The 25,066-nt window shown below is 60.1% G+C and carries 18 protein-coding genes and 1 pseudogene; 11 read left to right on the top strand and 8 right to left on the bottom strand.

What is annotated here, in order from left to right:
• The first annotated feature begins 117 nt into the window (after window positions 1-117).
• The 3 genes from BM116_RS13415 to BM116_RS13405 all read left to right on the top strand — a co-directional run bounded on the left by BM116_RS13415 (window position 118) and on the right by BM116_RS13405 (window position 3,377).
• Complete coding sequence (locus tag BM116_RS13415) at window positions 118-1,047, top strand: LysR family transcriptional regulator (RefSeq protein WP_083728596.1); 930 nt, start codon at window positions 118-120, stop codon at window positions 1,045-1,047.
• Between the two features lie 330 nt (window positions 1,048-1,377).
• Entirely contained in the window at window positions 1,378-2,196 is an 819-nt protein-coding gene (locus BM116_RS13410) for an alpha/beta hydrolase (protein WP_083728597.1), read from the top strand.
• A complete protein-coding gene (locus tag BM116_RS13405; RefSeq protein WP_083728598.1) occupies window positions 2,193-3,377 on the top strand; it encodes a multidrug effflux MFS transporter in 1,185 nt (394 codons plus the stop codon). The genes BM116_RS13410 and BM116_RS13405 overlap by 4 nt, the downstream gene beginning before the upstream one ends.
• A 48-nt stretch (window positions 3,378-3,425) precedes the next feature.
• On the opposite strand, the gene BM116_RS13400 is transcribed toward BM116_RS13405, so the two are convergent.
• The 4 genes from BM116_RS13400 to BM116_RS13385 form a co-directional block, all read right to left on the bottom strand.
• The gene (locus BM116_RS13400; RefSeq protein ID WP_083728599.1) at window positions 3,426-4,520 is read right to left on the bottom strand and encodes a 3-deoxy-7-phosphoheptulonate synthase; all 1,095 of its coding nucleotides are present in this window, start codon (window positions 4,518-4,520) and stop codon (window positions 3,426-3,428) included.
• 441 nt (window positions 4,521-4,961) lie between these two features.
• Window positions 4,962-6,284 carry a DEAD/DEAH box helicase gene (locus BM116_RS13395; protein WP_083728600.1) on the bottom strand — a complete coding sequence of 441 codons (1,323 nt, stop codon included), beginning with the start codon at window positions 6,282-6,284 and terminating at the stop codon, window positions 4,962-4,964.
• A gap of 152 nt (window positions 6,285-6,436) precedes the next feature.
• Window positions 6,437-7,801, bottom strand: coding sequence for a DUF1329 domain-containing protein (locus BM116_RS13390; protein WP_083728607.1), 1,365 nt, complete (start codon window positions 7,799-7,801; stop codon window positions 6,437-6,439).
• 35 nt (window positions 7,802-7,836) lie between these two features.
• Window positions 7,837-9,588 (bottom strand): DUF1302 domain-containing protein, encoded by a 1,752-nt coding sequence (locus BM116_RS13385; protein WP_235846761.1) that lies wholly within the window; start codon window positions 9,586-9,588, stop codon window positions 7,837-7,839.
• Window positions 9,589-9,863: 275 nt separating this feature from the next.
• Between BM116_RS13385 and BM116_RS13380 the strand changes: the two genes are divergently transcribed.
• Window positions 9,864-10,910: an AraC family transcriptional regulator gene (locus BM116_RS13380; RefSeq protein ID WP_083728602.1), complete on the top strand. Its 1,047-nt coding sequence runs from the start codon at window positions 9,864-9,866 to the stop codon at window positions 10,908-10,910.
• A gap of 98 nt (window positions 10,911-11,008) precedes the next feature.
• Here BM116_RS13380 and BM116_RS13375 read toward each other — a convergent pair.
• The 3 genes and pseudogenes from BM116_RS13375 to BM116_RS13365 all read right to left on the bottom strand — a co-directional run.
• Window positions 11,009-11,799 (bottom strand): annotated as a pseudogene (locus BM116_RS13375) (DUF1302 domain-containing protein); the annotation flags it as partial.
• Between the two features lie 311 nt (window positions 11,800-12,110).
• Window positions 12,111-13,475: a DUF1329 domain-containing protein gene (locus BM116_RS13370; RefSeq protein WP_083728608.1), complete on the bottom strand. Its 1,365-nt coding sequence runs from the start codon at window positions 13,473-13,475 to the stop codon at window positions 12,111-12,113.
• A gap of 30 nt (window positions 13,476-13,505) precedes the next feature.
• Window positions 13,506-15,431 (bottom strand): DUF1302 domain-containing protein, encoded by a 1,926-nt coding sequence (locus tag BM116_RS13365; RefSeq protein WP_083728604.1) that lies wholly within the window; start codon window positions 15,429-15,431, stop codon window positions 13,506-13,508.
• A gap of 482 nt (window positions 15,432-15,913) precedes the next feature.
• On the opposite strand from BM116_RS13365, the gene BM116_RS13360 reads away from it, so the two are divergent.
• Window positions 15,914-16,945, top strand: a complete 1,032-nt coding sequence (locus BM116_RS13360; protein WP_169847313.1) for a helix-turn-helix transcriptional regulator — start codon at window positions 15,914-15,916, stop codon at window positions 16,943-16,945.
• A 52-nt stretch (window positions 16,946-16,997) separates the two neighbouring features.
• Here the strand turns inward: BM116_RS13360 and BM116_RS13355 are convergent, their stop codons facing one another.
• Window positions 16,998-17,840 (bottom strand): class I SAM-dependent methyltransferase, encoded by an 843-nt coding sequence (locus BM116_RS13355; protein WP_083728606.1) that lies wholly within the window; start codon window positions 17,838-17,840, stop codon window positions 16,998-17,000.
• Window positions 17,841-17,966: 126 nt separating this feature from the next.
• Here BM116_RS13355 and arsS point away from each other — a divergent pair, with 126 nt between their 5' ends.
• The 6 genes from arsS to BM116_RS13325 all read left to right on the top strand — a co-directional run bounded on the left by arsS (window position 17,967) and on the right by BM116_RS13325 (window position 24,919).
• Entirely contained in the window at window positions 17,967-18,929 is a 963-nt protein-coding gene (gene arsS, locus BM116_RS13350) for an arsenosugar biosynthesis radical SAM (seleno)protein ArsS (RefSeq protein ID WP_090475207.1), read from the top strand.
• A 22-nt stretch (window positions 18,930-18,951) separates the two neighbouring features.
• Window positions 18,952-20,319: an SLC5/6 family protein gene (locus BM116_RS13345; RefSeq protein ID WP_083727074.1), complete on the top strand. Its 1,368-nt coding sequence runs from the start codon at window positions 18,952-18,954 to the stop codon at window positions 20,317-20,319.
• Window positions 20,316-21,275, top strand: coding sequence for a hypothetical protein (locus BM116_RS13340; protein WP_083727072.1), 960 nt, complete (start codon window positions 20,316-20,318; stop codon window positions 21,273-21,275). The genes BM116_RS13345 and BM116_RS13340 overlap by 4 nt, the downstream gene beginning before the upstream one ends.
• The gene (locus BM116_RS13335) at window positions 21,272-23,413 is read left to right on the top strand and encodes a dihydrolipoyl dehydrogenase family protein (RefSeq protein WP_083727070.1); all 2,142 of its coding nucleotides are present in this window, start codon (window positions 21,272-21,274) and stop codon (window positions 23,411-23,413) included. The genes BM116_RS13340 and BM116_RS13335 overlap by 4 nt, the downstream gene beginning before the upstream one ends.
• The gene (locus tag BM116_RS13330) at window positions 23,410-24,072 is read left to right on the top strand and encodes a TIGR04283 family arsenosugar biosynthesis glycosyltransferase (RefSeq protein ID WP_235846759.1); all 663 of its coding nucleotides are present in this window, start codon (window positions 23,410-23,412) and stop codon (window positions 24,070-24,072) included. The genes BM116_RS13335 and BM116_RS13330 overlap by 4 nt, the downstream gene beginning before the upstream one ends.
• A gap of 202 nt (window positions 24,073-24,274) precedes the next feature.
• The gene (locus tag BM116_RS13325) at window positions 24,275-24,919 is read left to right on the top strand and encodes a TIGR04282 family arsenosugar biosynthesis glycosyltransferase (protein WP_083727066.1); all 645 of its coding nucleotides are present in this window, start codon (window positions 24,275-24,277) and stop codon (window positions 24,917-24,919) included.
• The last annotated feature ends 147 nt before the right edge of the window (window positions 24,920-25,066 follow it).

The following is a 25,066-nucleotide window of genomic DNA, read 5'->3' as shown; positions in this document are numbered from 1 at the left end:
ACGATAAGTCGGCAAAGAGCGCGTCTACGCCCGTGTTTTCAATGCCCATACGTTGCCACAGCAAAAGTTATGATAAAACATGACTTTTTATACCTTCAGTTTGGCAACCACTAAACTATGAAAAACCGTCGCTCTGCTCCTCTGGCCCAACTCTCAGATATTGATCTACGCCTGCTGCGCGTGTTCCGCACGGTCGTTGAATGCGGCGGTTTTTCTGTGGCCGAAAGCGTGCTGGGCATCGGCCGCTCGGCCATCAGCCAACAAATGAGCGACCTTGAGCAGCGCCTGGGCTTGCGCCTGTGTCAGCGTGGCCGCGCCGGCTTTGCCATGACCGAAGATGGGCGCGAGGTGTATCAGGCGGCGCTGCAACTGTTCTCCGCGCTGGAAAACTTCCGCACCGAGGTCAACGGGCTGCACCAGCACCTGCGCGGTGAACTCAATATCGGGCTGACCGACAACCTGGTCACCATGCCCCACATGCGCGTCACCCACGCACTGGCAGGCCTGAAAACCCGCGGCCCGGACGTGCGCATCCAGATCAGCATGTCGGCGCCGGGACAGGTTGAACAAGGCGTGCTCGATGGCCGGCTGCACGTGGGCGTAATTCCGCAGGTGGGCGCCCTCTCCGGTCTGGAGTATCAGCCGCTGTACAGCGAGCGTGCCGAACTCTATTGCGCGGTCGGGCACCCGTTGTTCGAGCTGAGCGATGAGCAACTGACCCTGCATGAGCTGCAGCGCCACGATGCTATCTCACCCAGCTTTCGCGTACCCGCCGAGGTGCAGGAGCAGTTTCAGCAGTTGCGCTGCACCGCGACAGCCTCAGACCGCGAGGGTATTGCCTTTTTGCTGCTGACCGGCCACTACATCGGCTACCTGCCAGACCACTACGCCGCCCAATGGGTTGCCAGTGGCCGCATGCGGGCGCTCGATCCGGCGCGTTATCACTATGATCTGGTGCTATCGGCGGTGACGCGCAAGGGACGTCGCCCGCATCTGGTACTGGAGAGCTTTCTCGATGCATTGGCAGGCGGTGATTCGGCCAACTAAGCACACCGGGCAACGCAGCGAACCCGAGGCGCCAGGCAGCCAGGTGCCCCTGTGGATCGACACGCGCTCTATACCCTGTAACCATCGGGGCTCCGCGACACGGTAACAACCTTCTGTATGGGCTAGGGAAGCAGCTACTCCCCTGGCTTTACTTGCCCTGACACACCCTGCAACCGCAGGGTGACTGAACGGTTCTCACTGCCTGACCGAGGCAACACCCCTCATCCGTACCGACACTCCGTAAAGAACACAAAAAAGCTTGACTCTTTTTAAATGATGACCGACATTTAAATAACATTAACACCATAATATAAATTTCGGAGCACAGCCATGACCGGTCAACATGCCAGCGCCGCACCTTCCTCAGCACTCGACAGCGCCTGCCGCGCCTTCAGCGTGCCGCAGCGCATTCAAGCCAGCAGCCTTGAGCGCTCTGTGCTCGCCCAGGCCGAGCGCACTACGCTGCCTTTCGAGGACGGCGATATCGCCATCTGGAGCCTGGGCCTTGGCCCGCGCATACTGCTGGCACATGGCTGGGACAGCCGTGGTTCGCACCTGGCGGGCTTCATTGAGCCCCTGCTGCGCGCCGGATTTGCCGTCACCTTGTTTGACCTGCCCGCCCATGGCGAGTCCGGCGGTGAGCTGAGTAGCCCGGTGCATGCGGGCCGTGCACTTGCCGCCGTTGCCGACAGCCTGGGGCCCATTCACGCTGTGATCGCTCACTCGCTCGGTTCGGCAGCCGCCCTGTGGGCCTTCGCCCATGGCCTGCAGGTCAAGGCCAGCGTCCACCTGTGCGGCCCGTCGTCGCTCAGCCCGATGGTGAAGCTGCAGGGAATGGCCTTCAGCTTAAGCAGCGAGGAGCAGGCGCTGTTCCGCAGCTGGGTAGAGCAACACATTGGGACACAGACCAGCGCAATGGACCTGCCTGCACTCAAGCACGGCTTGCAGCATCCGGGGTTGATCATGCACGACCCGGCCGATCGGGTGGTGCCCTTCGCCGCCTCAAAAGATCTGCACAGCCACTGGCCTGCGTCCGACCTGGTTGAGCTCGACGGGCTTGGCCATCGCCGTATTTTGACCGATGCGCAGGTGATCGCCCGCAGCTGCGCCCTCGTCAGCTCGGTCAGCGCTCAGCAGGCGCCGGCATGAGCAGCACAACGCGCACGCTGGTGCTGCTGTCCGGGTTGGCGGCGGTCGGCACCCTGTCGACCACCATCATCCTGCCGTCCTTCCCGGCGATGGCAGCGTCGCTTGATGCGTCTGCGGCCGACATGGCACTCACCCTCAGCAGCTTCTTTCTGGTGTTTGCACTCGGGCAGCTTCTGGTTGGCCCGCTGTCAGACCGCTACGGCCGGCGCCCGCTGATCCTGGGAGGCCTGATTCTCTTTGTACTGGGCAGCCTGCTCGGCGCCAGTGCGACCGACCTGAACACCATGATCGCTGCCAGGGTGACCCAAGCGGCTGGCGTGTGCGCCGCCTCGGTGCTGGCCCGGGCGGTAGCCCGTGACCTGTATGACGGGCCGGTACTGGCAAAGGCACTGGCGTTCATCATGGTGGCCATGGCTGCAGCGCCCGGCTTTTCGCCGTTACTCGGCAGCGTGATCGACAGCCAGCTTGGCTGGCGCACCAGTTTCGCCTTGGTTGCGGCCGTAGGCGTCATTCTGATCATCAGCTATGCGCTGTCGATGGGCGAAACCCATGCACCCTCGGCCCGACTGAAGATGACCGCAGGCGCCATCGCCCGGTCCTACCTGCAGCTACTGGCCGACCGCCGCTTTGCCCTGCCGGCACTCTCGGTCAGCCTGGTGATTGGCGGGCTCTATGCGTTCTTCGCGTCTGCGCCAGCCATCATGATGCGCGGCATGGGCTACAGCAGCATGCAGCTCGGAGTGTTCTTTGCCGCGACCGTGTTGGTGGTTTTCAGCGCAGGAATCCTGGCACCACAGATGGCTCAGCGCTGGGGCGCTGTTCAGGTCGCTGTTTTTGGTAGCTTGATTGCACTGGCGGGCGGGACATTGCAGGTACTGCTGTATGAGGGGCAGGATCTGATGCAGTTCAGCCTGGCCATCTGTCTGTTTCTTGCCGGCATGGGCGTCATCAACCCCCTGGGCACTGCGGTTACCCTGCAGCCCTTCGCCGAGCAGGCGGGGCTGGCTTCATCGCTATTGGGGTTTATGCAGATGACCATTGCGGCCACCGGCACCGGGTTGATCAGCGCCATCGCCCTGCCCCCCTCACTGACCCTGGGCCTGCTGTTGAGCGGTGCAGCGCTGTGCTCGCTGGCAGGCTTCTTCCTCTACCCTGCAAGCACCGAACCTCAGACAGCCTGACAACAACGCCGTCTCGCGCCGCCGACCACTGGATCGGCGGCGCAAGACTTAACCGCGAAGCTGCTCAGCGGCAGCCAGCAGCGATTGCTCAGTCGCCTCCCAACCCAGACAGCCGTCGGTGATGGATATGCCGTAACGCAGCTCTCCCGACAATGCCTGACAACCATCAAACAGGTGGCTTTCGAGCATGACGCCGCGCAGGCTGGCATCCCCCGCCGCGCGCTGAGCGATCACATCGGCCATTACCTGGGGCTGGCGCAGCGGGTCTTTACCGCTGTTGGCGTGACTGCAGTCCACCACCAACGCCGCCGGCATACCCAAGCGCTCCAGCTCTGCGCGCACCTTGGCCACAGCATCAGCCTGGTAATTGGGGCCACTGTGACCGCCACGCAGCACGATATGGGTGTCTGGATTGCCCGCAGTCTCAACCAGCGCTGGGCGGCCATGCAGGTCCATGCCGAAATGCTGATGCGGGTGGCGGGCTGAACGCATGGCATCACAGGCGACCGTCATGCTGCCATCCGTTCCGTTCTTGAAACCGACCGGCAAGTGCAGGCCACTGACCATCTCGCGGTGAATCTGCGACTCACTGGTACGCGCACCAATACAGCCCCAGCTCAACAGATCATCCAGGTAACTCGCGGCCAGCGGTTGCAGCAGCTCGGTGGCGATCGGCAAACCCAGCTCGCTGATCGCCAGCATGGTGCGGCGAGAGAGCGCCAAGCCACCGGCCATATCACCGCTGCCGTCGAGCTGGGGATCGTACAGCATGCCCTTCCAGCCAACGGTAGTGCGCGGTTTTTCAACGTAGGCACGCATCACCAGCAGCAAGCGGTCTGCAACGCGGCTCTGCAGCTCAGCCAGGCGCTCGGCGTACTCGATTGCAGCATCGGGGTCATGCAGGGAACAGGGCCCGGTGATCACCAGCAAGCGATTATCCTTGCCCGCCAGGATGTCACGAATGGCTTGGCGGTGGGCCTCAATGGCGGCGGCCTCAGCGGAACTCAGAGGCAGACGCTCGCGCAGCTGAGCCGGCGTCGGCAGGGTGTGGGTGCGGCGGGCGGCGCTTTGAGTGGTCGGTGCGGCGCTGGCGCTTTGAGTGGTCGCTGCGGCGCTGGCGAGTGCAGTTACGGTGGCGGTCATCTTTTGCTTCCTTAGCTGTGGCGGTCTTTGCGCCACAGCGCTATCTGGGTGTTCGATCGAGTGAATGTCGTGTGGTCAGGGCACCAGAGCAAAATCGCCAGCTGCGGTAAGAACGGGGGTTGAAAGTGCGTTGTACGTACATGGTCATTCCTCAAAGTCAGTAAAAATCGAAGCCAAATAAAAAACCCCGGTCGGGAGGCCGACCGGGGTTTGTTGATTCTCTGGTGGCGTCCCGTGAATTCAGGCCGCCTGTGGGGTATCAGGCGCGCCTTTGGCTAAACCAATACCCAAAATAAAAGTAACCAACTGACGCGCGCGCAGGAGCGACAGCACGCAGGGCGCTGGCGATGTTGATCTGTGCGGAGCGAAGTGTCATGGCTTGGTTACCTTTAAACGATGCGACGACTCTAATGGATCGGCCACACGCGGCGCAACCCTCTTTTAGCGCCGCTTTGGCGGCGCCAGTCCGTCGGAGGATGTTACCACCTGCCCTGTCGGCGGCCGCGACGGGCGCTTGCCTGCCTTTGGCTTCTTCGGCTTGGCCGCGGTCTTCTTACCGTCCTTTTTGCTGTCTTTCTTTTTCTTGCTGCCAACCGGCTTGCCTGAGGACTTGACCTTTTTCGGCCCCTTGAAGCTACCGGGCACCTCCGCCAGCAAGCGGCGCTCGAACTGACGGCGCAGATAGCGCTCAATGCTCGACATCAGATTCCACTCGTGCGGGCTAACCAGCGAGATCGCCAGACCTTCGGCACCGGCACGGCCGGTACGACCAACCCGGTGCAGGTAGTCATCGCCGCTGCGCGGCATATCAAAGTTCACCACGCGATCCAGCTCAACGATATCCAGACCACGGGCCGCAACGTCAGTCGCTACCAGAATGCCGTTGGCACCCTGCTTGAAGCGTTCAACCGCCATGTAGCGGTCTTTCTGATCCTTCTCGCCGTGCAGCACGTAGACACGCAGATCAAGCGCGCGCAGCACGCCATTGATGCGATCGGCCATTACCCTGGTGTTGGTAAAGACGATGGTCTTGCCTTCGCCGTGATTCAGCATAAGCCACTTGAGCATGGCTTCCTTGTGGGTGTTGTCATCCGCCGGGATAACCTGCTGGGTGATACTCGGAGTATCGTCACGTACCGAGTTCAGCTCCAGAATCTGCGGTTCGGTCAGCACCGAGTCGATCATCCGCTGCAAGCCGCGATTGCCTTTGGTTGCGGAGAACAGCATGGTCTGACGCTGCGCCGGGCAAGCCTCGGCCAGCTTGCCGACATCCTCGGCAAAGCCCATATCCAGCATGCGGTCGGCTTCATCCAGTACCAGCGTCTGTACTGCGGTCAACTCCAGATTACCGGCAGTGAGCTGTTCCAGCGCACGCCCCGGCGTTGCGACCACAATGTCCGGATTCTTGCGCAGGCGCGCTGCCTGCACCTTGAAGTCTTCGCCACCGGTGACCTGCTCTGCCTTGAGAAAGGTGAACTGCGCCAGCGCGGCAATATCCTTCAGCACTTGCCTGGCCAGCTCGCGGGTCGGCACCAGAATCAGGCCGCGCGGCGCCAGCGGCTTGCTGTCGTCCTGCAACAGCCGCTGCAGCATGGGCAGCACGTAGGCGGCAGTCTTGCCGCTGCCGGTCTGCGCAATCACGTAAAGGTCGCGCCCCTCGATAGCAGCAGGAATCGCCTGTTGCTGCACCTCGGTAGGTTGCTGAAAAGACAGTTCGGCAAGCGCTTTAAGCAGGCGCTCATGCAATTGGAGTTCGCTGAACAAAAGAGTCACTCGGTCGGTTGATCTGCTCGAAAGAAGCACGCAGTTTAGCAGACTGGCAGGCCGGGCTCAGGGAAAGGAGACGGGATACACAATAAAAAAGGGGGTATCCGAAGAGACCCCCTAAAACCCAAACATCAAAGCAGCATCAGAACTTAGCGGATACCCGAAGCACGCAGGGCAGCCGGTGTGAACTGATTGTAGTTCGGCTCGAAGTCGAAGTCCGGACCGGACACTTCTTCGGTGTACATGCCCAAGGCGATGTAACGGCCGGCCAACAGGTCATACAGGGTCTCGATGGAGTAGCCCGGGATCTGGTTGGCGTAGTTGAAGCCGATGTGGCCTTCACCTACACGCCAGAGCGTGCCACGACCGTCGTAGTGGTCAGCCAGCGAGATCATCCAGGAGTCTTCGTCCATGAAGAAGTTACGCTGAGCGTAGATGTGACGCTGACCATCCTTGACGTTACCCTGCACTTCCCACACGCGGTGCAGCTCAAAACGGGTGTAGTCGGGGTTGATGTGACCAGCCTGCAGAACGTCACCGTACTCGGTGCCGCGCTGGGTCAGCTTGCCACTGTTGTACGGAATATAGACTTCTTTCTTGCCAACCAGCTTCCAGTTGTAACGGTCAGGCGCACCGTTATACATGGCGAAGTTGTCAGAAGTACGCATACCGTCAGACGCGGTACCCGGGCCGTCGTAGGCAACCTGAGGAGCGCGGCGTACGCGGCGCTGACCAGCGTTGTATACCCACGCCATGCGCGGCTCTTTCAGCTGATCCAGGCTGTCGTGTACCAGCAGTACGTTACCCGCCAGACGAGCCGGGGCGTTTACGCGCTGCTTGAAGAACAGCAGGGTGTTGGGCATGGTCGACTCGTCGACATCGGGCATCAGCTGCGGATAACCCACTTCTTCTTCCAGCTTGATCAGCGTGAAGGAGCCGTTGGTTTGCGGCATGGCCTGCATGTACCAGCGGTGCACGTTCAGGCGATAGCGGGTGTTGTGGTTCCAGATAACTTCTGCGCCCGATTTCGGAATCGGGAAGGCGAAGGTGCCGTGCGAGAAGTCGGAAATACCGTCGCCACCGTTAACCAGCTTGGCCTGACCGGCAGTGCGCTTGACCTGGTCGTAGACAGACTGCGGGTAACCAACAGTACGCTCGGTCTTGTAGACCGGCATCTTGAAGGTCTCAGGATAGCGCTCGAACATGGCAATCTGGCCAGGGGTCAGGTTGTCCTTATACTGCTGGTAGTTCTGGGCGGTGATGACGAATTCCGGCTGTTGGCCAGCAAAGGGGTCTTCGTAGAAGTTGTCGCCCAGAGCTTGACCAGCATTGGTCGGCAGGCCACCGGTCCATTCAGGGATAGTACCGGAGGCGTTACCCGCCTTCTCGGCACCAATCGGCGTCAGGGAAGTACCCAGCTGATCGATTTCAGCCTGGGTCAGGGTCTGCGCCATAACGGAGGATGCCATCAGGCTCAGAGCCAGACCACCGACACCCATGAGAGTTTGTTGCATACGCATATTGTTATTTCTCCTTATGGTCAGCCAGATCAGAAGCTTACGCTGAAGCTGACGGCCGCGAAGTCGCGGTCAACTGCGGTGTTGTACTTGCCATCAAAGAAGTTGGTGTAGCTCAGGCTGGCGTTGTACTTGTTGGCGTAGTCGGCGTTCAGAGCGAGACTGACGGCCTTGGCGTCTTCATTGAAGTTCGGACCGTAACCTTCAACGTCATGCGACCAGGACACGCTCGGGCTCAGGTTGATACCGGCGATAACGTTGCTGTAGTCCAGCGACGCACGCATACGGTAACCCCAAGAGTCACTAGTGTAGAAACCATCGGTTTCACACCAGCTGGCTCCGCGACCAACACCTTGCGACAGCGGACAGGTACCGTTTGCCAGAGGGCTCTGACCAAACAGCGAATCTCGACCATAGAATGTATCGCCCGGGTCACTGCCAATGCCCTCGATGTGGTTGTAGCCAACCTCACCCACCAACGCCAGGCGGCTGGCACCCAGGACGCGTTCGATGAACTTGATCGCAGTTACTTGAGCCTGGAACATTCCCTTACGGTCATAACCCTGAATGTAATCGCCAGGTGCGTAAACATCATTGCGACCGATCCAAGAACCGCTGCTAGTCAAACCGGCAACACTTACACTGCCCGTGGTTATTTGCATCGGCATATTCGGGCGATAGCTAACTTCACCGCCGAGAGAGGTGCCAGCAATAGATGTCTGGAAGCTCAGACCATAGAGGCGAATATCCTCTGGATACTCGAAGAAATAACCTGCGCCACCAACCAAACCACCCAGGCCCGCCTGTGGGCCGGCAAAGTTGCTGTAGATCGGTGTACGGCTATGGTAGTTCATTGCATAGAGGCCAAACTCGGAGTCGTTAAGCTCCGGCACAAACCAGCGCAGCGCTACGCCAAACTGCCCCTCGTCTTTGGCTTCCACGTCTTTCTGAGCGCGAACAGTAATACGACCGTTGAGAGTTGGGTCGCCCTGAGGCGCATCAGCGCCACCAACCACAAGACGATCAACACAACCAGTAGCCAGCGTATCAGCACCGAAGAAGGTACCGCAGTTGTCAATCGCATACGGGTGCCACTTGAGCTGGTAGAAGGCTTCCAGGCTCAGGTTTTCGGTCAGGCCCTGGGAGAGATAGAGCATCTCGACCGGCAGCAGACCCTCTTTGATCTCGGCGCCCGGACGACGGAAGGCAGCCACGTCGATCGGGTTGATGGAGTTGATAGAGTTACCGATAAAGGTGGATTCACCCCAGCTCACAACCTGGCGACCCAGACGGATGTTACCCGGGTTATTGCCGATGAAGTAGTTGTGGTACACAAAGGCGTCGAGCAGCGCTACGCCTGCGCCCTTGACCAGCGGCGGACGGCCGGAATCGTCGATGTCATAGAATTCCTGGCTGCCGTCTTTGGTTTCAAAGTCGTACCAGTATTTGCCGCGTACAAAAGCACCGGAGTTGCCATAACGCAGCTCAAGGTCATGCACGCCACGGAAGATTTTGGAGAAGATATCGCCTTTCTCGTAGTTCAAGCGCCCGTCATCACTGGTCCGAGCGGCAGCCTGGCCACCTTGCGGGTCGCCGTTCACTGCAGTATTGACGTGGATAAACCGTTTATCAGCATCAGCGGTAGAGACACTCATACCGATGGAGATCTGCGAGTCTAGTTGGGCCTCGACGTCTCCGATGTTGAAGTTAACTGCCCCAGCCGATCCAGAGAAACTGGCCAGGCCAATTGCCAGCGGCAATGCGGCCAGAGACCAAGCATGCATTTTTTTTGTCATTGTGCTGCTCCGTTAGATTTGAATCATGGGTCCAAGACGACGCAAGCCGTCTAGCACCGGGGACAAGTCTGTCATGAGATTGGAAGGCGATTTGGCCGATTAGGACGAGTTTTTTGGCCGCTGGGGACATTCACGCTCTGAATACCCCTGATCCAACACGTGCAATTATCCGTTGCAAAATTTTGCACAATGCCCGTCGCTGCTTTATTGTTTAGGTCGTAAGCGGTCAACAAACAATAATAAAACCGAGGCGCATAGTGCCCATGACTCCTCAGATTCAATCTCTCTCGTCAGAGCGTGTAAACGAACGCTGCTTTTGGGCCCAAAGCATTGCCCAGGGGCTGGAACTGTACGGCAAGTCCCTGCGTGACCTGCCAAGCGATCTGCGTCAACACTGCAAGGCTGCAGACCTTAGCCAAAACCACATCAGCCAGAGCGACATTAATCGCCTCTGGAACGCAGCCGCCCGTCTTTCTCAGGACGAATGCTTTGGCCTGCGGGTGGGCCGCCATCACCAATCCAATACCTTATCCCTGCTCGCCCTGGCCGCTGCCTCCAGCGAAACCTTGGGCGATGCGATTCAGCGCGTTATCCGCTTCATGCCGGTATTCAGCAGCCAGGTACAACTGTACTCAGTAGAGGATGACCAGTACCTGACCCTGTATTTCCAGCCGCGCGGCAATCCGCATCCGCAGCACATGGAAGCGGTGATGAGCCAATGCAACAAGATCTGGGAAGCATTGGGCATCGGCAAGGCCTCGCTGATGCTGGAGGCGCGGCTGACCGGCGAGCATGAGCGCAACCGGGATCAGTGCGAAACCCTGCTGGGCAACCGGGTACGTTTGGGAGCCAAGCGCCTATCTTTTCGCATTACCCGTCAACTGCTGCGCACTGCACTACCCAACGCGGACGCCTTTTTGCGCAAGCGCCTCGACAGCTCGCTTGAAGACATGCTCAGCGAATTGCCCAACGTAGATTTTGCCGAGCAGGTAAAACAGCGGATTCGCGTTCTGGTTGCCGAGCGTGAGGTATCTGAAGAGCTGGTAGCAACGCCGTTCAACATGAGCCCGCGCCACCTGCGCCGCAAGCTCAGCGAAGTGCAAACCACCTATGAAAAGCTGCTGGATGAGGTACGTATGGAACTCGCCATGCGGCTGATTCGCGAGGGTAAGCTGAACCTTGGGCGTATTGCCTTTGAACTGGGTTTTCTTGACCCCAGCAGTTTTACCCGCGCATTCCGCCGCTGGACCGGCATGAGCCCCACCAGCTTCCGCAGCCAGCACAAGCAGCCGGCCATTCCCGGCGCGTGATCAAGCAAAAGAGGGATTAGCAGAGCCTGCCCAGCAGCCCGGGCTACGGGATACGCGGGGCGCGGGCACGCCTTGCTTAGCCCGCCCTACACACTATGCCCCAGCAGCCTCCGCAAGACGGCCAGGCACACCACGCGGTCGTTGCAGCCTTTTGCCAGCACGTCGCTGGTGGAGAGAAAGGTGCCGCAGTTGTCGACCACGCTGGGTGCCCACTTCAGCTGATAGAACAACTCGGCAGACAAGTTCTGCGTCAGGCCCTTGGACAAGTAGATCATCTCGACCGGAATCAGCCCCTCTTTGACCTCCGCGCCCGGGCGACGGAAGGCGGACACATCAATAGGGTTAATGGAGTTGATGGCGTTACCTACAAACAGGCTCTCCCCCCAACTCAAGACCTGACGCCCCAAGCGGATGTTGCCCGGGTTCTGGCCAATAAAATAGTTGTGGTAAACAAAGGCATCGAGCAAGGCGACCCCGGAGGATTTTTGCAGCGGGTCACGTCCATCATCGTCGATGGCATAAAAGCGCTGGCCACGGTCCTTGGCCTCAAAGTCGTACCAGTACTTGCCACGCACAAACATGCCTGAATCGCCGTAGCGCAGCTCAAGGTCATGCACACCCTTGAAGACGTTGGAGAACACGTCACCCTTCTCAAAGTTCAGGTGACCGTCGTCACTGGTTCTGGCCGATGCCTCGCCACCGTTGGTTGGGTGTATATAGTCGTCCAGCGGGTCCTCCATGGTCCAGCTCACGCCGATCGACAGCTCGGAGTCGAGCTGGCCCTGCACGTCCCCAACTGAAATCCGGCAGCCAGGGCCGCGGGTGTCGACGCCAGACTGATCGCCAATGGCAGCAACGCCAGCCGGTATGGTGTGGATACTCTTGTCATTGTTCTATCCCTTGTTGTTATGCCTATCGATCCATGCCCTGCCGACAAACAACCTGTTCAGCGACATGGTAAGACGACACCAGCACAAATAGGAATGAACATTCATTTGTTTTTTGAATCAATAACAAGGCTATCCAAAGCAGGCTCACACTGACCAGACAGCACCTTCTCTCAGCCCTCAGAGGTTACCCGGCAGAATGCACGCCACCGCCGCAGAAAGCACAAAACCCCGCTCGATTTCTCAAGTGGGGTTTTGCGGTAGTACCCGCAGGGCGCCTTGCAGAGCCCTGCGTCATTGCGCTCAGCCTAACTCAGCGAACACCCGAGGCACGCAGGGCGGCCGGGGTAAACTGGTTGTAGCTCGGGTCGAAGTCATACTGCGGAGCAGAGTTTTCTTCGGTGTACATACCCAGAGCGATGTAGCGGCCGGCCAGCAGGTCATACAGGGTCTCGATGGAGTAGGCCGGAATCTTCTGCTGATAGTTGAAGCCGATATGGCCTTCACCTACACGCCACAGGGTGCCACGACCATCGTAGTGGTCAGCCAGCGAGATCATCCAGGAGTCTTCGTCCACAAAGAAGTTACGCTGTGCGTAGATGTGGCGCTGACCATCCTTGACGTTACCCTGTACTTCCCACACGCGGTGTAGCTCGAAGCGAGTGAAGTCCGGGTTGATGTGACCGGCTTGCAGTACGTCGTCGTACTGTACGCCGGGCTCGGTGAGCTTGCCGCTGTTGTACGGGATGTAGATTTCTTTCTTGCCAACCAGGGTCCAGTCGTAACGGTCAGGCGCACCGTTGTACATGGAGAAGTTGTCAGACGTACGCATACCGTCAGAGGCGGTACCCGGGCCGTCGTAGGCAACCTGCGGAGCGCGACGTACGCGGCGCTGACCGGCGTTGTATACCCACGCCATGCGTGGCTCTTTCAGCTGATCCAGGCTGTCGTGAACCAGCAGTACGTTACCCGCCAGACGAGCCGGCGCGTTTACGCGCTGTTTGAAGAACAGCAGGGTGTTGGGCATGGTCGAGGCGTCCACGTCGGACATCTGCTCCGGGTAACCAACCTCTTCTTCCATTTTGATCAGCGTGAACGAGCCGTTGGTTTGCGGCATGGCCTGCATGTACCAGCGGTGGATGTTCAGGCGGTAGCGCGTGTTGTGGTTCCAGACCACCTCAGCGCCGGACTTCGGAATCGGGAAGGCAAAGGAGCCGTGGGCGAAGCCGGAGATACCGTCACCACCGTTAACCAGTTTGCCCTGACCGGCAGTTGCCTTGACCTGGTCATAGACAGACTGCGGGAAGCCAACGCTACGCTCAGTCTTGTAGACCGGCATTTTGAAGGTTTCCGGATAGCGCTCGAACAGTGCGACCTGGCCAGGGGTCAGGTTGTCTTTGTACTGCTGGTAGTTCTGAGCAGTAATGACGAACTCGGGCTGGTCGTCCTTGAAAGGGCTTTCCAGGAAGTTGTTCGGCAGCGACTGACCAGCGTCAGTCGGCAGGCCACCGGTCCACTCCGGGATGGTGCCGGCTGCGTTACCAGCCTTCTCGGCACCGATCGGCGTCAGAGTAGTACCCAGAGAATCGATTTCAGCTTGGGTCAGGCTTTGAGCCATGACACCTGTTGCCAGAAGGCTGAACGCCAGACCACCGGCGCCGATGAGAGTTTTTTGCATACGCATATTGTTGTTCTCCTGTGGTCAGTCTTAGAAGCTTACGCTGAAGCTGACGGAAGCGAAGTCGCGGTCAACGGCGGTGTTGTACTTGCCGTCGAAGAAGTCGGTGTAGCTGATGGAGGCGTTGTACTTGTTGCCGTAGTCAGCATTCAAACCAACACTGATTGCTTTAGCGTCTTCGGTGAAGTTGGGGCCGTAACCTTCAACGTCGTGAGACCACGTCAGGTTCGGGCTCAAGTTGATGCCAGCGAAAACGTTGCTGTACTCAAGCGATGCACGCAGGCGATAACCCCAAGACCAGTCGGTGTAGAAACCGTCGTTCTCACACCAGCTAGCAGCGTTAGGAGAACGATCAGCTGCGGCCGTACCCTCGTTAGAAGCACAGGAACCGGCGCCAGTGGATGCGCCGTCGCCGTCGACATACGGGCTCTGACCGAACAAAGAGTCACGTCCATACTTAACATCACCCAGGCCAGCGATGTAGTTCACCCCGGCCTCACCAACAAGCGCTAGACGGCTGGCACCCATCACGCGGTCGATGAAGTTCACGAAAGTTACCTGAGCCTGGTAAAACTCTTTGCGCTCATAACCAGCAATGTAGTCGCCAGGCTGAACATTACCGGCCAGATCACGGTGGGTGTTGTCGCTACCGGGGACAGTGACATTACCAACGCCAGGCACCGGAACGCCTGCGGCGACTAGGGCAGTTCGACTCATATCACCGGTGTTGATCTGCATAGGCATATTCGGGCGGAAGCTAAATTCACCAGAAACAGAAGCACTGCCCATCATGGTTTGGAAGCTGACGCCATAGAGGCGAATATCTTCAGGATACTCAAAGAAGTACCCTGCCGGACCTTCTACACCATCAACGCCAGTGACGGTATCGATCATGCCCGGGATTGTCAGAATACCACCAGGAAGCGCACCAGCTTGAACCAGAGCTGCGGGACCAGCAAGGCGGCCCGCGACGTTGGAGTAATAAGGTGAACGGCTGTGATAGTTCATGAAATAGAAGCCGAATTCAGAGTCGTTCAGCTCCGGTACAAACCACCGTAAGGCGGCACCAAACTGGCCATCGTCACGCGCTTCTTTATCTTTGCTCGCTCGCACGATGTAGCTCGATCCACCCAGCGCCGAGTAGGCACCATTCTGGAGTCTGGGGTCACCTTGCGGGAAGTCAGTCCCAGAAACGACCAAGCGATCGTTACAGCCGGTCGCCAGAGTGTCGGAACCGAAGAAAGTGCCGCAGTTGTCAATCGCATACGGTGCCCACTTCAGCTGATAGAAGGCTTCCATGCTCAGGTTTTCAGTCAGGCCCTGGGAGAGGTACAGCATCTCGACCGGCAGCAGACCTTCCTTCAGCTCGGCACCCGGACGGCGCAGAGCGGCCACGTCAATCGGGTTGATGGAGTTGATGGAGTTTTGGATAAAGGTAGACTCACCCCAGCTGACAACCTGGCGACCCAGACGAACGTTGCCCGGATTGTTGCCAATGAAGTAGTTGTGATAGACGAAAGCGTCCAGCAGTGCGACACCCGCGCCCTTCACTAGAGGTGAACGGCCAGAATCGTCAATATCATAGAAACGCTGGCCGCCGTCTTTAGTTTCAAAGTCGTACCAGTACTTGCCACGGAAGAAGGCGCCGGAGTCACCGTAACGCAGTTCCAGATCGTGCACACCACGGAAAATTTTGGAGAAGACATCGCCAGCTTCATAGTTCTGACGACCGTCATCGGAGGTACGAGACGCTGCTTCACCACCGTTGCTCAAAGAGATAAAGCGCTTGTCAGCCCCTTGAGTGGACATGCTGGCACCGATGGACAGCTGGGAGTCCAGTTGGGCCTCTACCTCACCGATATTGAAAGCAACTGCGTTTGCAGCGCCAGAGAAAGTGGCCATGCCAATCGCCAGAGGCAATGCGGCAAGAGACCAGCCATGCATTTTTTTTGTCATTGTGCTGCTCCGTTTGGGTGACATGAACTCGCGCGAAGGGTGCGCGTTCAAGACCATGGCAGTCTGTCATGAGGCCAGCATCGATAACTTGTCCGATCCGGCCAACATGTTTGCCCCGAAAGGACATTCAGAGAATGAATTGACACTATAAGCACAGAATAGGGAGCGCTTCACAATATCGCACTGGAAATGCCAACTTTCACCCCACAGAGCACAAAAATAGCGGCCTAGAGCCAGCCAGTAGGTTACCAGGAAAGCACCCAAACAGTGCAAGCAGTGCAACTCACCTCACCCACCACACACTTAACGTACACCCAACCTGATCGGCCACCAGTTACAAAGCCAATACAATGATTGCAACACAATTCTGCAGTGCGAAACCTCGTGCCGGGCTTCTGCATTAACAGATTCTCGTTATACTGCGCGGCTATAAAAGACAAAATTCATTTTTGTCACAACAATGGCCAGGCAGGATGCAGTCGATGCTCGAAAACTCCAGCTCAGATCACTTTGCGCACGTTCGTGAGAGCGCTTTCTGGGTCACCACTATCGAGCAGGCGCTACGCCAGTACGAACTGAGCCTGGCCAGCTCTTCGCAGCTTGCCCACCTGCTGGACAGTCAAAGCAGCGACCCCAGTTTTATCGATCAGCGCCTGTGCTCCCACGCCTGGGATGAAGCCGTGCGCATTTCTGAAGACCCGTTGTTCGGCTTACGTATTCACCGCGTGTTTGCGCCTACCGCCTACGCCGCCCTGGCCCTGGCGGCCGCAGCCAGTGCACGCATGGAAGATGCCATCGCCCTGCTGGAGCGTTTTTTCAGCATCTTCAGCACTCAGTTGAAGCTGGTATCCCGTGCCGAGGAAGGTCGACTGTATTTGACCCTACAACCGGTCGGCGCCCCGCACGCTCAGCACACCGATGCCGTGCTGGGGTATCTCAGCCGCTTCTTCAATCGCCTGGATGTCGGCAGCCAGGGCCTGCTGCAGGAACTGCGCATACCGGCCTGCGCCGATGAAGGCGTCGCCCGACGCCTGTTTCATCGCAACGACCTTGTGCTCGGCGAGCAGCACACCCTGGTGCTGGATCAAAAGCTCGCGCGCCAGCCGCTGCCCAGTGCCAGCCCCTTTATCCTGCCCAAACTGATCGACGCACTGGAAACCATGCAAGCCGCCCTGCCCAGCCACGCTCTGACCGAGCAGGTCAAACGCCGCATTCACCTGCTGCTGGGCTCCGGGGATATCAGCGCCGAACGGGTAGCCGAGCCACTGAACATCAGCCCGCGCCACCTGCGCCGCAAGCTGAGCCAGGAAGGTACCAGCTATGAGCAACTGGCAGACGAGGTAAGACGCGAGGTAGCAATACGCATGATTGGGGACGGCCAGATGTCGCTGACCAGCATTGCTTACGAGCTGGGCTTTCTGGACCCCAGCAGCTTCACCCGCGCGTTCCGCCGCTGGACCAATATGAGCCCCACGGCGTATCGGCGCGAGCTGAGTCGCAGCAAAGGGGAATAAGACTACGAGTTACGGCCACAGCATGCTGTGCCCGTGTGGCGCCTGCCGACGGTTATTCCGGCTTGATAAACAGCAGCGTCATGCGGTCGCTTTCACCAATGGCCAGATAATGCGCGCGTTGCTCATCACCCAGGCGCAGCGTGGGCGGCAGCGTCCAGACACCCTCGGGGTGATCGGTGGTGTCGCGCGGGTTTTGGTTGGCCGGGCTAACCGACAGCAACTCAAAGCCGGCGTTACTGGCCAGCTCGCGCACCTTTTCTTCGGTGACATAACCCGATTCGATCATCTGCTCCAGCGAGGTGCCGGCCTTGGCACGGTGCTCTACCACGCCCAGCATACCGCCCGGTTTGAGCGCCGCGTAAAACTTGTCGAACATCACCTCTGCCTTGCCGTCACCCGCCGCCAGCCAGTTGTGCACATTGCGGAAGGTCAGAACGCGATCGGCAGAGCCGGGCTCGGTGATGGGCGTGTCGGCATCATAGTTGAGCGTGGTCAGCTGCACCTGGTCGTAACGCTCCGGGTGCTCTGCCAGCGTTTCTTCAAACTGCGCGCGCGAGCGCTTGAAAAAGCCGACGTCGCTTTCCGGATCAAAGTGCGCAGCGACCAGCGTGCCCTTGTCACGCAGCAGCGGCGCCAGTACCTCGGTGTACCAGCCACCACCCGGCCAGACTTCTACCACGGTTTGCTCCGGCGTGACGCCAAAGAAGGTCAGGGTCTGCTCAGGGTTGCGGTACGCGTCGCGAGTAACATTGGTGATGGTGCGGCCGCTGTTGCCCACAGCAGCGCGAATAGCGGCCACCTGAGCCTCGTCCAGCTGCGGCGGGGTGACGGCGGCAGGCTCTTGCGCCTGCACGGTAGCAGCGCAAAGCAGCAGGGCATAAGCTAGTTTTCGCATGGTTTTCTCTCTATGAAGGCGTGCGTTCTGGTCCTGAGACTACCAGACTGAAATCAGTTGGCTTGGTTCAGTTATGTAACAGATGTGCTTCATGGGAGTCTGTTACACGACAAACGAGGAGATACCGTGCGCGATACCCTGCCCCTGCTCAATACCCTGGACTTTCCGCCGCTACGCCGAGGCGCGCTGGACACGTTGCAGGTCAACCTGACCTACCGCTGCAACCAGCGCTGCCTGCATTGCCACGTCAACGCCGGGCCAACCCGCACCGAGAGTATGTCGGCCGAGCTGATTGAGCTGCTGTGCGAGGTGATTGATGCCCACCCGGTCGATACCCTGGACCTGACCGGTGGCGCGCCAGAAATGCACCCGCAGTTCCGCACGCTGGTTAGGCGCGCCAGGGCCGCGGACATCAAGGTTATCGACCGCTGCAATCTGACCATCCTGTCCGAGCCGGGCCATGAGGATCTGGCTGAGTTTCTTGCCGCCGAGCAGGTTGCCGTATCGGCCTCCCTGCCCTGTTATTCCCGTGACAATGTCGACATCCAACGTGGTGATGGCGTTTTTGAGCGCAGCATCGCCGGCCTGCGCAAACTCAACGCGCTGGGCTACGGCCAGCCGGGCAGCAACCTTGAGCTGAACCTGGTCTACAACCCGCAAGGCCCGAGCCTGCCACCACCGCAGCAGGCCCTTGAAAACGACTACAAGGCGCACCTCAAAGAAGACTTCGGCATCGTCTTCAATCACCTGCACACCATTACCAACCAGCCGATTGCGCGCTTTGGCAGCACCCTGGTCAGCCGTGGGCAGTTTGAGGGCTATATGCAGCTGCTGCGCGACAACTTCAGTGCAGATAACCTCGCCGGCGTGATGTGCCGGGGCACCGTCAGCGTGGACTGGCGCGGCTACCTGTATGACTGCGACTTCAACCAGATGCTCGACCTGCCCATGCCGGTACTGGCGTCTGATCGCCCGCACCTGCGCGAGCTGCTGGAGCAGCCACTGAATCAACACCCCATCGCCACGCGGGATCACTGCTTCGCCTGCACTGCGGGCCAGGGTTCCAGCTGTGGCGGTACGCTTAATTGAAGACAGAAGGACACAACAATAAATGCTGACCGGCGTATTTTTCTGGGGTTTTCTGCTCGCCTACGGCGCCCTGATGTACTGGCTCTCGCCACGCACCGTCACCGTGGGCGGCTTCTTCAATGGTGAAGACAGCCAGGGCCGCCAGGCCTCCCCACTGCTGCTGACCACCAGCATCTTTATCAGCTGGATCTTCGCCAAATCCGTCACCAATGCCGCCAACCTGGGTGCAGAGTTTGGGTTGGTCGGCGGTCTGGCCTACGCCACCTATTGGCTGTCCATCCCCTTGTGCGGCCTGGTGATCTACCGGCTGCGCAGGCGGTTTCAGGCAACCAGCCTGGTCAGCTTTCTGACCAGCAACTACGGCCGCGCCGCCGCGCTGGCCTTCTCCGCCGCCATCCTGATTCGCCTGTTCAATGAGGTCTGGAGCAATACCGCCGTGGTCGGCGGTTATTACGGTGACAGCGGCACCCCGGCCTTTATCGCCTCTGCCCTGTTGTTTACTGCAGTCACCCTGATCTACAGCCTGCGCGGCGGGCTGCGCAGCTCGATTTTGACCGATGCAGCCCAGGCCGCCATCTTCGTTATCGCATTGGTCTGGGTGCTCGGGCTGGTGCTGCCGAATCACAGCGCCAGCGAGCTGACCAGCACCAGTCACTGGGCACTCAACGCCGGGGTCGACCTGTTTCTGGTGGCCTGCCTGCAACTGGTCAGCTACCCCTTCCACGACCCGGTACTGACCGACCGCGGCTTTATCAGCGAAGAAAAGTCCATGCTGCGCGCGTTCACGCTCGCCGGCGTGCTCGGCTTTGTGGCGATTCTGGCCTTCAGCCTGATCGGCGTGCACGCCAGCCTTGGCGGTATCGAAGCCAGCGGCAACGTGCCTGCTGCCCTGGCAAAAAGCCTCGGGGTGGGCGCGCTGGTGGTGATGACGCTGGTGATGATCTCCGCAGCGGGCTCCACGCTCGACTCAACCTTCTCCAGCCTGGCGCGCCTGAGCGGCCGGGAGCTGCCCGCGCTGCTCGGTCGCGACTTTGGCCACAAGGCCATCGGCGTGGGCATGGCCGCGATGATCATCTTTGCCCTGCTCGGCAACCTGCCGATGCTGGCCGGCACAGATATCCTCAAGGCCACCACCATCAGCGGCACCATGGTGATTGGCCTGGCACCGGTGTTTCTGCTGCACGGTCTGGTGCGGCCCACCCGGCTGGGGTTTCATCTGAGCTTCTGGACCGGCCTGGCCCTGGGTGTCGCGCTGACAGTGGGCTGGATACCGGGCAGCTGGGCCATCGGAGACGGCAAGTACGCCCTGCTGCTGGGCACCAACCTGTACGGCCTGCTGCTGTGCACCGCAGGCTATCTGCTGCCCGGCCTGAGCAGCAGAGCAGCATGAGTAAAGGTCGCACCTGCCCGGCAGATTATCGCCTGCCCGCCAACGCCTTCAGCGCCCCCGCCAGCCTGCAGTGTGATGTGCTGTACGTGATCGGCGGGCTCTACGGCAACCGTCAGGCGCTGGACGCCATCGAGCGCAGGCTGGCCGCCGAACCCAACGCAGCCGCTGTGTTCAATGGCGACGCGCACTGGTTCGACTGCGACCCAGCCGTGTTCAGCGATATCGAGCAACGTCTGCAACGCCATCACCCGTTGCGCGGCAATGTGGAAACCGAACTGGCACGGGTTGGCGACGATTTTGGCTGTGGCTGCGCCTACCCGGAACAGACCAGCGCCGATACCGTCGAGCGCTCCAACCGTATTCACCACCAGCTGCAACAGACCGTCGACAGCCTGCCCGGCATGGCCGAGCAACTGGGCACGCGCCCCGCCTGGCTGGTTGCCGAGGTTGCCGGAGAGCGCATCGCCATTACCCATGGAGACGAGCAGTCGCTGGCCGGCTGGCAATGCGACCACGCGCAACTGAGCAGCGCTGAGCGCCAGCAAAAACTGGCCGACTGGTTTGCCGAGCAGCGCATCCGTGTGCTGGCCTGCAGTCACACCTGCAGCCCGGCTGCGCTGAGTACCGGTGACTGGGCGGTGATCAACAACGGCGCTGCCGGCATGCCAAACTTCAGCAATGGCCGCTACGGGCTGATCACGCGCATCGCGCAAACCCCTTCCGCATCAGCCATCTACCGCGCGCAGGTGGGCTCGCTGGTCGTCGAGGCGCTGCCCGTCAACTACAACCAAAGCGCCTTTGTCGCCGAGTTCAAACGCCAATGGCCTGACGACTCGCCCGCTGCGCTGTCCTACTGGCAGCGCATCAACCAGGGAACAGACATGACACCCGAGAACGCCTGCATCAGCGGCTTCACACTCGCCAGCACCCTCTGCGCTATGGAGGTGCTGTCATGAACCTGCGTCGTTTACTGGTGCTCGCCGTCGTTGCCGCGCTGATCGTTGGCTTTTTCGCCTCTGGCCTGCAACAGCACCTCAGCCTCGAGGCGCTGAAGGCGCAGCAGGCTGCCCTGAACCAGCAGGTACTGGCCCAGCCGCTGATCGCAAGCCTGCTGTACGTTTTTATCTACATTCTGGTAACGGCGCTGTCGCTGCCCGGCGCTGCATTGCTGACGCTGATTGGCGGCGCGCTGTTCGGCCTTGGCTGGGGGTTACTGCTGGTGTCCTTTGCCTCCACCGCCGGGGCGACTCTGGCCATGCTGATCAGCCGATTTTTGCTGCAGGATTGGGTGCAAAAGCGCTTTGGCTCGCGCCTCGAACGCATCAATCAGGGCATTGACCGCGAGGGCGCATTCTATCTGTTTGCCCTGCGTCTGGTGCCCGCCTTCCCGTTCTTTCTGATCAATCTTGCGATGGGCCTGACCCGCCTGCCAGCTCGTACCTTCTGGTGGGTCAGCCAGCTGGGCATGCTGCCCGGCACACTGGTGTATGTGAATGCCGGGCGCGAACTCGGTCAGCTCGACTCGCTGGCGGGCATTCTGTCGCCGGGGCTGCTCGGCGCGTTCATCCTGCTCGGCATCTTCCCGTTGATCGCCCGGCGCCTGCTGGACGTGATCAAGGCACGCCGCGTCTATCAGGGCTGGGACAAGCCCAAGCAGTTTGACCGCAACCTGGTGGTGATCGGCGCCGGCAGCGGCGGACTGGTCAGCGCCTATATCGCCGCGGCAGTCAAAGCGGACGTCAGCCTGATCGAGAAGCACGCCATGGGCGGCGACTGCCTGAACACCGGCTGCGTGCCGTCCAAGGCGCTGATCCGTTCGGCACGGCTGGCTGCAGAGGTGCGCAAAGCGCCAGAGCTGGGTTTCAGCCACGCTGACGCACAAGTCGACTTTGCCGCCGTGATGGAGCGCGTACAGCGCGTGATCAAACAGATCGAGCCGCATGATTCGGTCGAGCGCTACACCGGTTTGGGCGTTGACGTGATCACCGGCGAGGCGCGCATCACCTCGCCCTGGCACGTTGAAGTGAACGGTCGCAGCATCAGCACGCGCAATATCATCATTGCTGCCGGCGCTCGCCCCTTCGTGCCTGATCTGCCGGGGCTGAAAGACATGCCCATAGTGACCTCCGACACCGTCTGGAACCTGCGCGAGCAACCGCGCCGCCTGCTGATGCTCGGCGGCGGCCCGATCGGCTGCGAGTTGGCACTGGCCTTTCAACAGCTCGGCTCACAAGTGATTCAGGTCGAACGCGGTGCACGCCTGCTGCCCCGCGAAGACGCCGACGCCAGCGAACTGGTGATGGGCAGCCTGCGCAGCGCCGGTGTCGACTTGCGGCTGCGCCATCAGGCCGAGACCTTCGAACTGCGTGATGGCGTTCCGGCCGTTCGGTGTCGCTCGCTCGATGACGACAGCACCGTCGACATCGAATTTGACTGCGTTCTGGTCGCCCTCGGCAGGGTCGCCAATACCAGCGGCTACGGTATCGAAACTCTCGATCTCACGCTGCACGACAACGGCACGCTGGAAACCAACGAATACCTCGCCACCCGCTTCCCCAACGTCTTCGCCGTTGGCGATGTAACCGGCCCGTACCAGTTCACCCACGCAGCATCCCATCAGGCCTGGTACGCCGCCGTGAACGCGCTGTTCGGGACCTTTCGCCGCTTCAAGGCCGATTACCGGGTGCTGCCGCACTGCACCTTTACCGACCCAGAGGTCGCCCGCGTGGGGCTGTCGGAAACCGAAGCCCAAGCGCAGAGCATTGATTACGAGGTCACCCGCTACGGCATTGATGATCTGGACCGAGCGATTGCCGATGAAACAGCAGAAGGTTTCGTCAAGGTGCTGACCGTACCGGGGCGTGACCGCATCCTCGGCGTCACCATCGTCGGCGCCCACGCGAGCGAGTTGATCGCAGAATACGTGCTGGCGATGAAGTACAACCTGGGCCTGAACAAGATCCTCGGCACCGTGCACAGCTACCCGACGTTGAGCGAAGCCAACAAGTACGCCGCCGGAGAATGGAAACGCGCCCATCAACCCGAACGGCTGCTGCAATGGGTTGCCCGCTTCCACGCCTGGAGACGCGGGTGAGGTTATCGATCATCATCCCGGTGCGTAACGAGGCGGCAAATATTGTTGCGACGCTGGCACCGCTACAGCCGCTGCGCGGCGAGCTGGAACTGATCGTAGTAGACGGCGGCAGCAGTGATGACACCCTGGCGCTCGCCACGCCGCTGGCTGACCGCGTGCTGCATAGCGCCCCCGGTCGCGCGCAGCAAATGAACACTGGTGCGGCCCAGGCCCAAGGTGATTGGCTGCTATTTCTGCATGCTGATACGCAATTGCCTGCGGGCTTTCTCGACCTGCTTCCAGACCGCAACGCACCCCGCCAGTGGGGACGCTTTGATGTGCGGCTGGCCCCCTCATCGCCTCTATTGAATGTCGTCGCCTGGATGATGAACTGGCGCTCGCGCCTGACCGGTGTATGTACCGGCGATCAGGCGATCTTTGTCCGCCGGGCCCTGTTCGAACAACTGGGCGGCTACGCGCCGATCCCCCTGATGGAAGACATCGAACTAAGCAAACGCCTGCGCAAAATCAACCCACCACTCTGTCTGCGCCCGCCCCTGACCACCTCCAGCCGACGCTGGCAAATCCACGGCACCCTGCGCACTATCGTTCTAATGTGGTGGTTGCGTTGGCGGTACTGGCGGGGCGCGCCGGTGGAGGAACTCGCGCGGCGCTACTAGCTGGAAGCTGGAAGCTGGAAGCTGGAAGCTGGAAGCTGGAAGCTGGAAGCTGGAAGCTGGAAGCCAAGCATGGTGCAATGGAGCAGACATCGGGGCAAGGCAGCTGACCGCAGGGCCAGCTCGCAAACCTGCACCCCGCTCACACTACTTTTAGCTTCCAGCTTCTAACTTCTAGCTACTTGTAAACAACCCACTAGAGCCCATGATTACCAGTGACCCTATGCCCAGCCGACGCCCCCTCCTGATCTTTGCCAAAGCCCCGGTGTCGGGCATGGTGAAGACTCGGTTGATTCCGGCGCTGGGTGCGGAGGGGGCGTGTTCGTTGTATCAGCGGCTGCTGGAGCACTGCTTGCAACAGACTGCCGACTGGCCTTCAGAGCGGTTTTTGTATGTGGATCAACCGGCTCACCCCGAGCTGAGAGCATTGGCCGCTGAGCATGGTTTGCCGTTGCGGCGGCAGGCAGAGGGTGACCTGGGTGCGCGCATGACGAGCGCCATGGCAGACTTTCCCGGCGGTGCATTGCTGATCGGCAGCGACTGCCCGGCGCTGGACAGCCGCGCCATTGCTATTGCTGGCCAGGCCTTACTTGAGCATGACACGGCTATTATCCCCAGCGAAGACGGCGGCTACGTGCTGATTGGCCAGCGCCAGCCGCACCCTGCCCCCTTTGAGCAGATGCAGTGGAGCCACGCCAACGTCATGGCCGACACCCGCCGGCGCCTGCAAAGTGCCGGGCTCAGCCTGTGGGAGGGCGAGCCGCTCTGGGATCTGGATGAACCCGCAGACCTGGCGCGCCTGCCACCGGCTCTGGCCCGCGCCTTACGCGCTGGCGACGTCTCGCGCTGACGAATAATACCCCGCCACCAGAATCAACCCGACTTATGCGGGCTTATTGCCGGCAGTAACACATCGTTCTCCTTTGCATGGCATGACTATATGGTCACCGCTATCCGGCAGCGCGCTCACAAGGCGCTGTTCGCCGCAGTCCGCAAC

This window comes from Halopseudomonas pachastrellae (genome assembly GCF_900114765.1).
Lineage (GTDB): Bacteria > Pseudomonadota > Gammaproteobacteria > Pseudomonadales > Pseudomonadaceae > Halopseudomonas > Halopseudomonas pachastrellae.
This window is presented reverse-complemented; position numbering and strand designations above follow the sequence as displayed.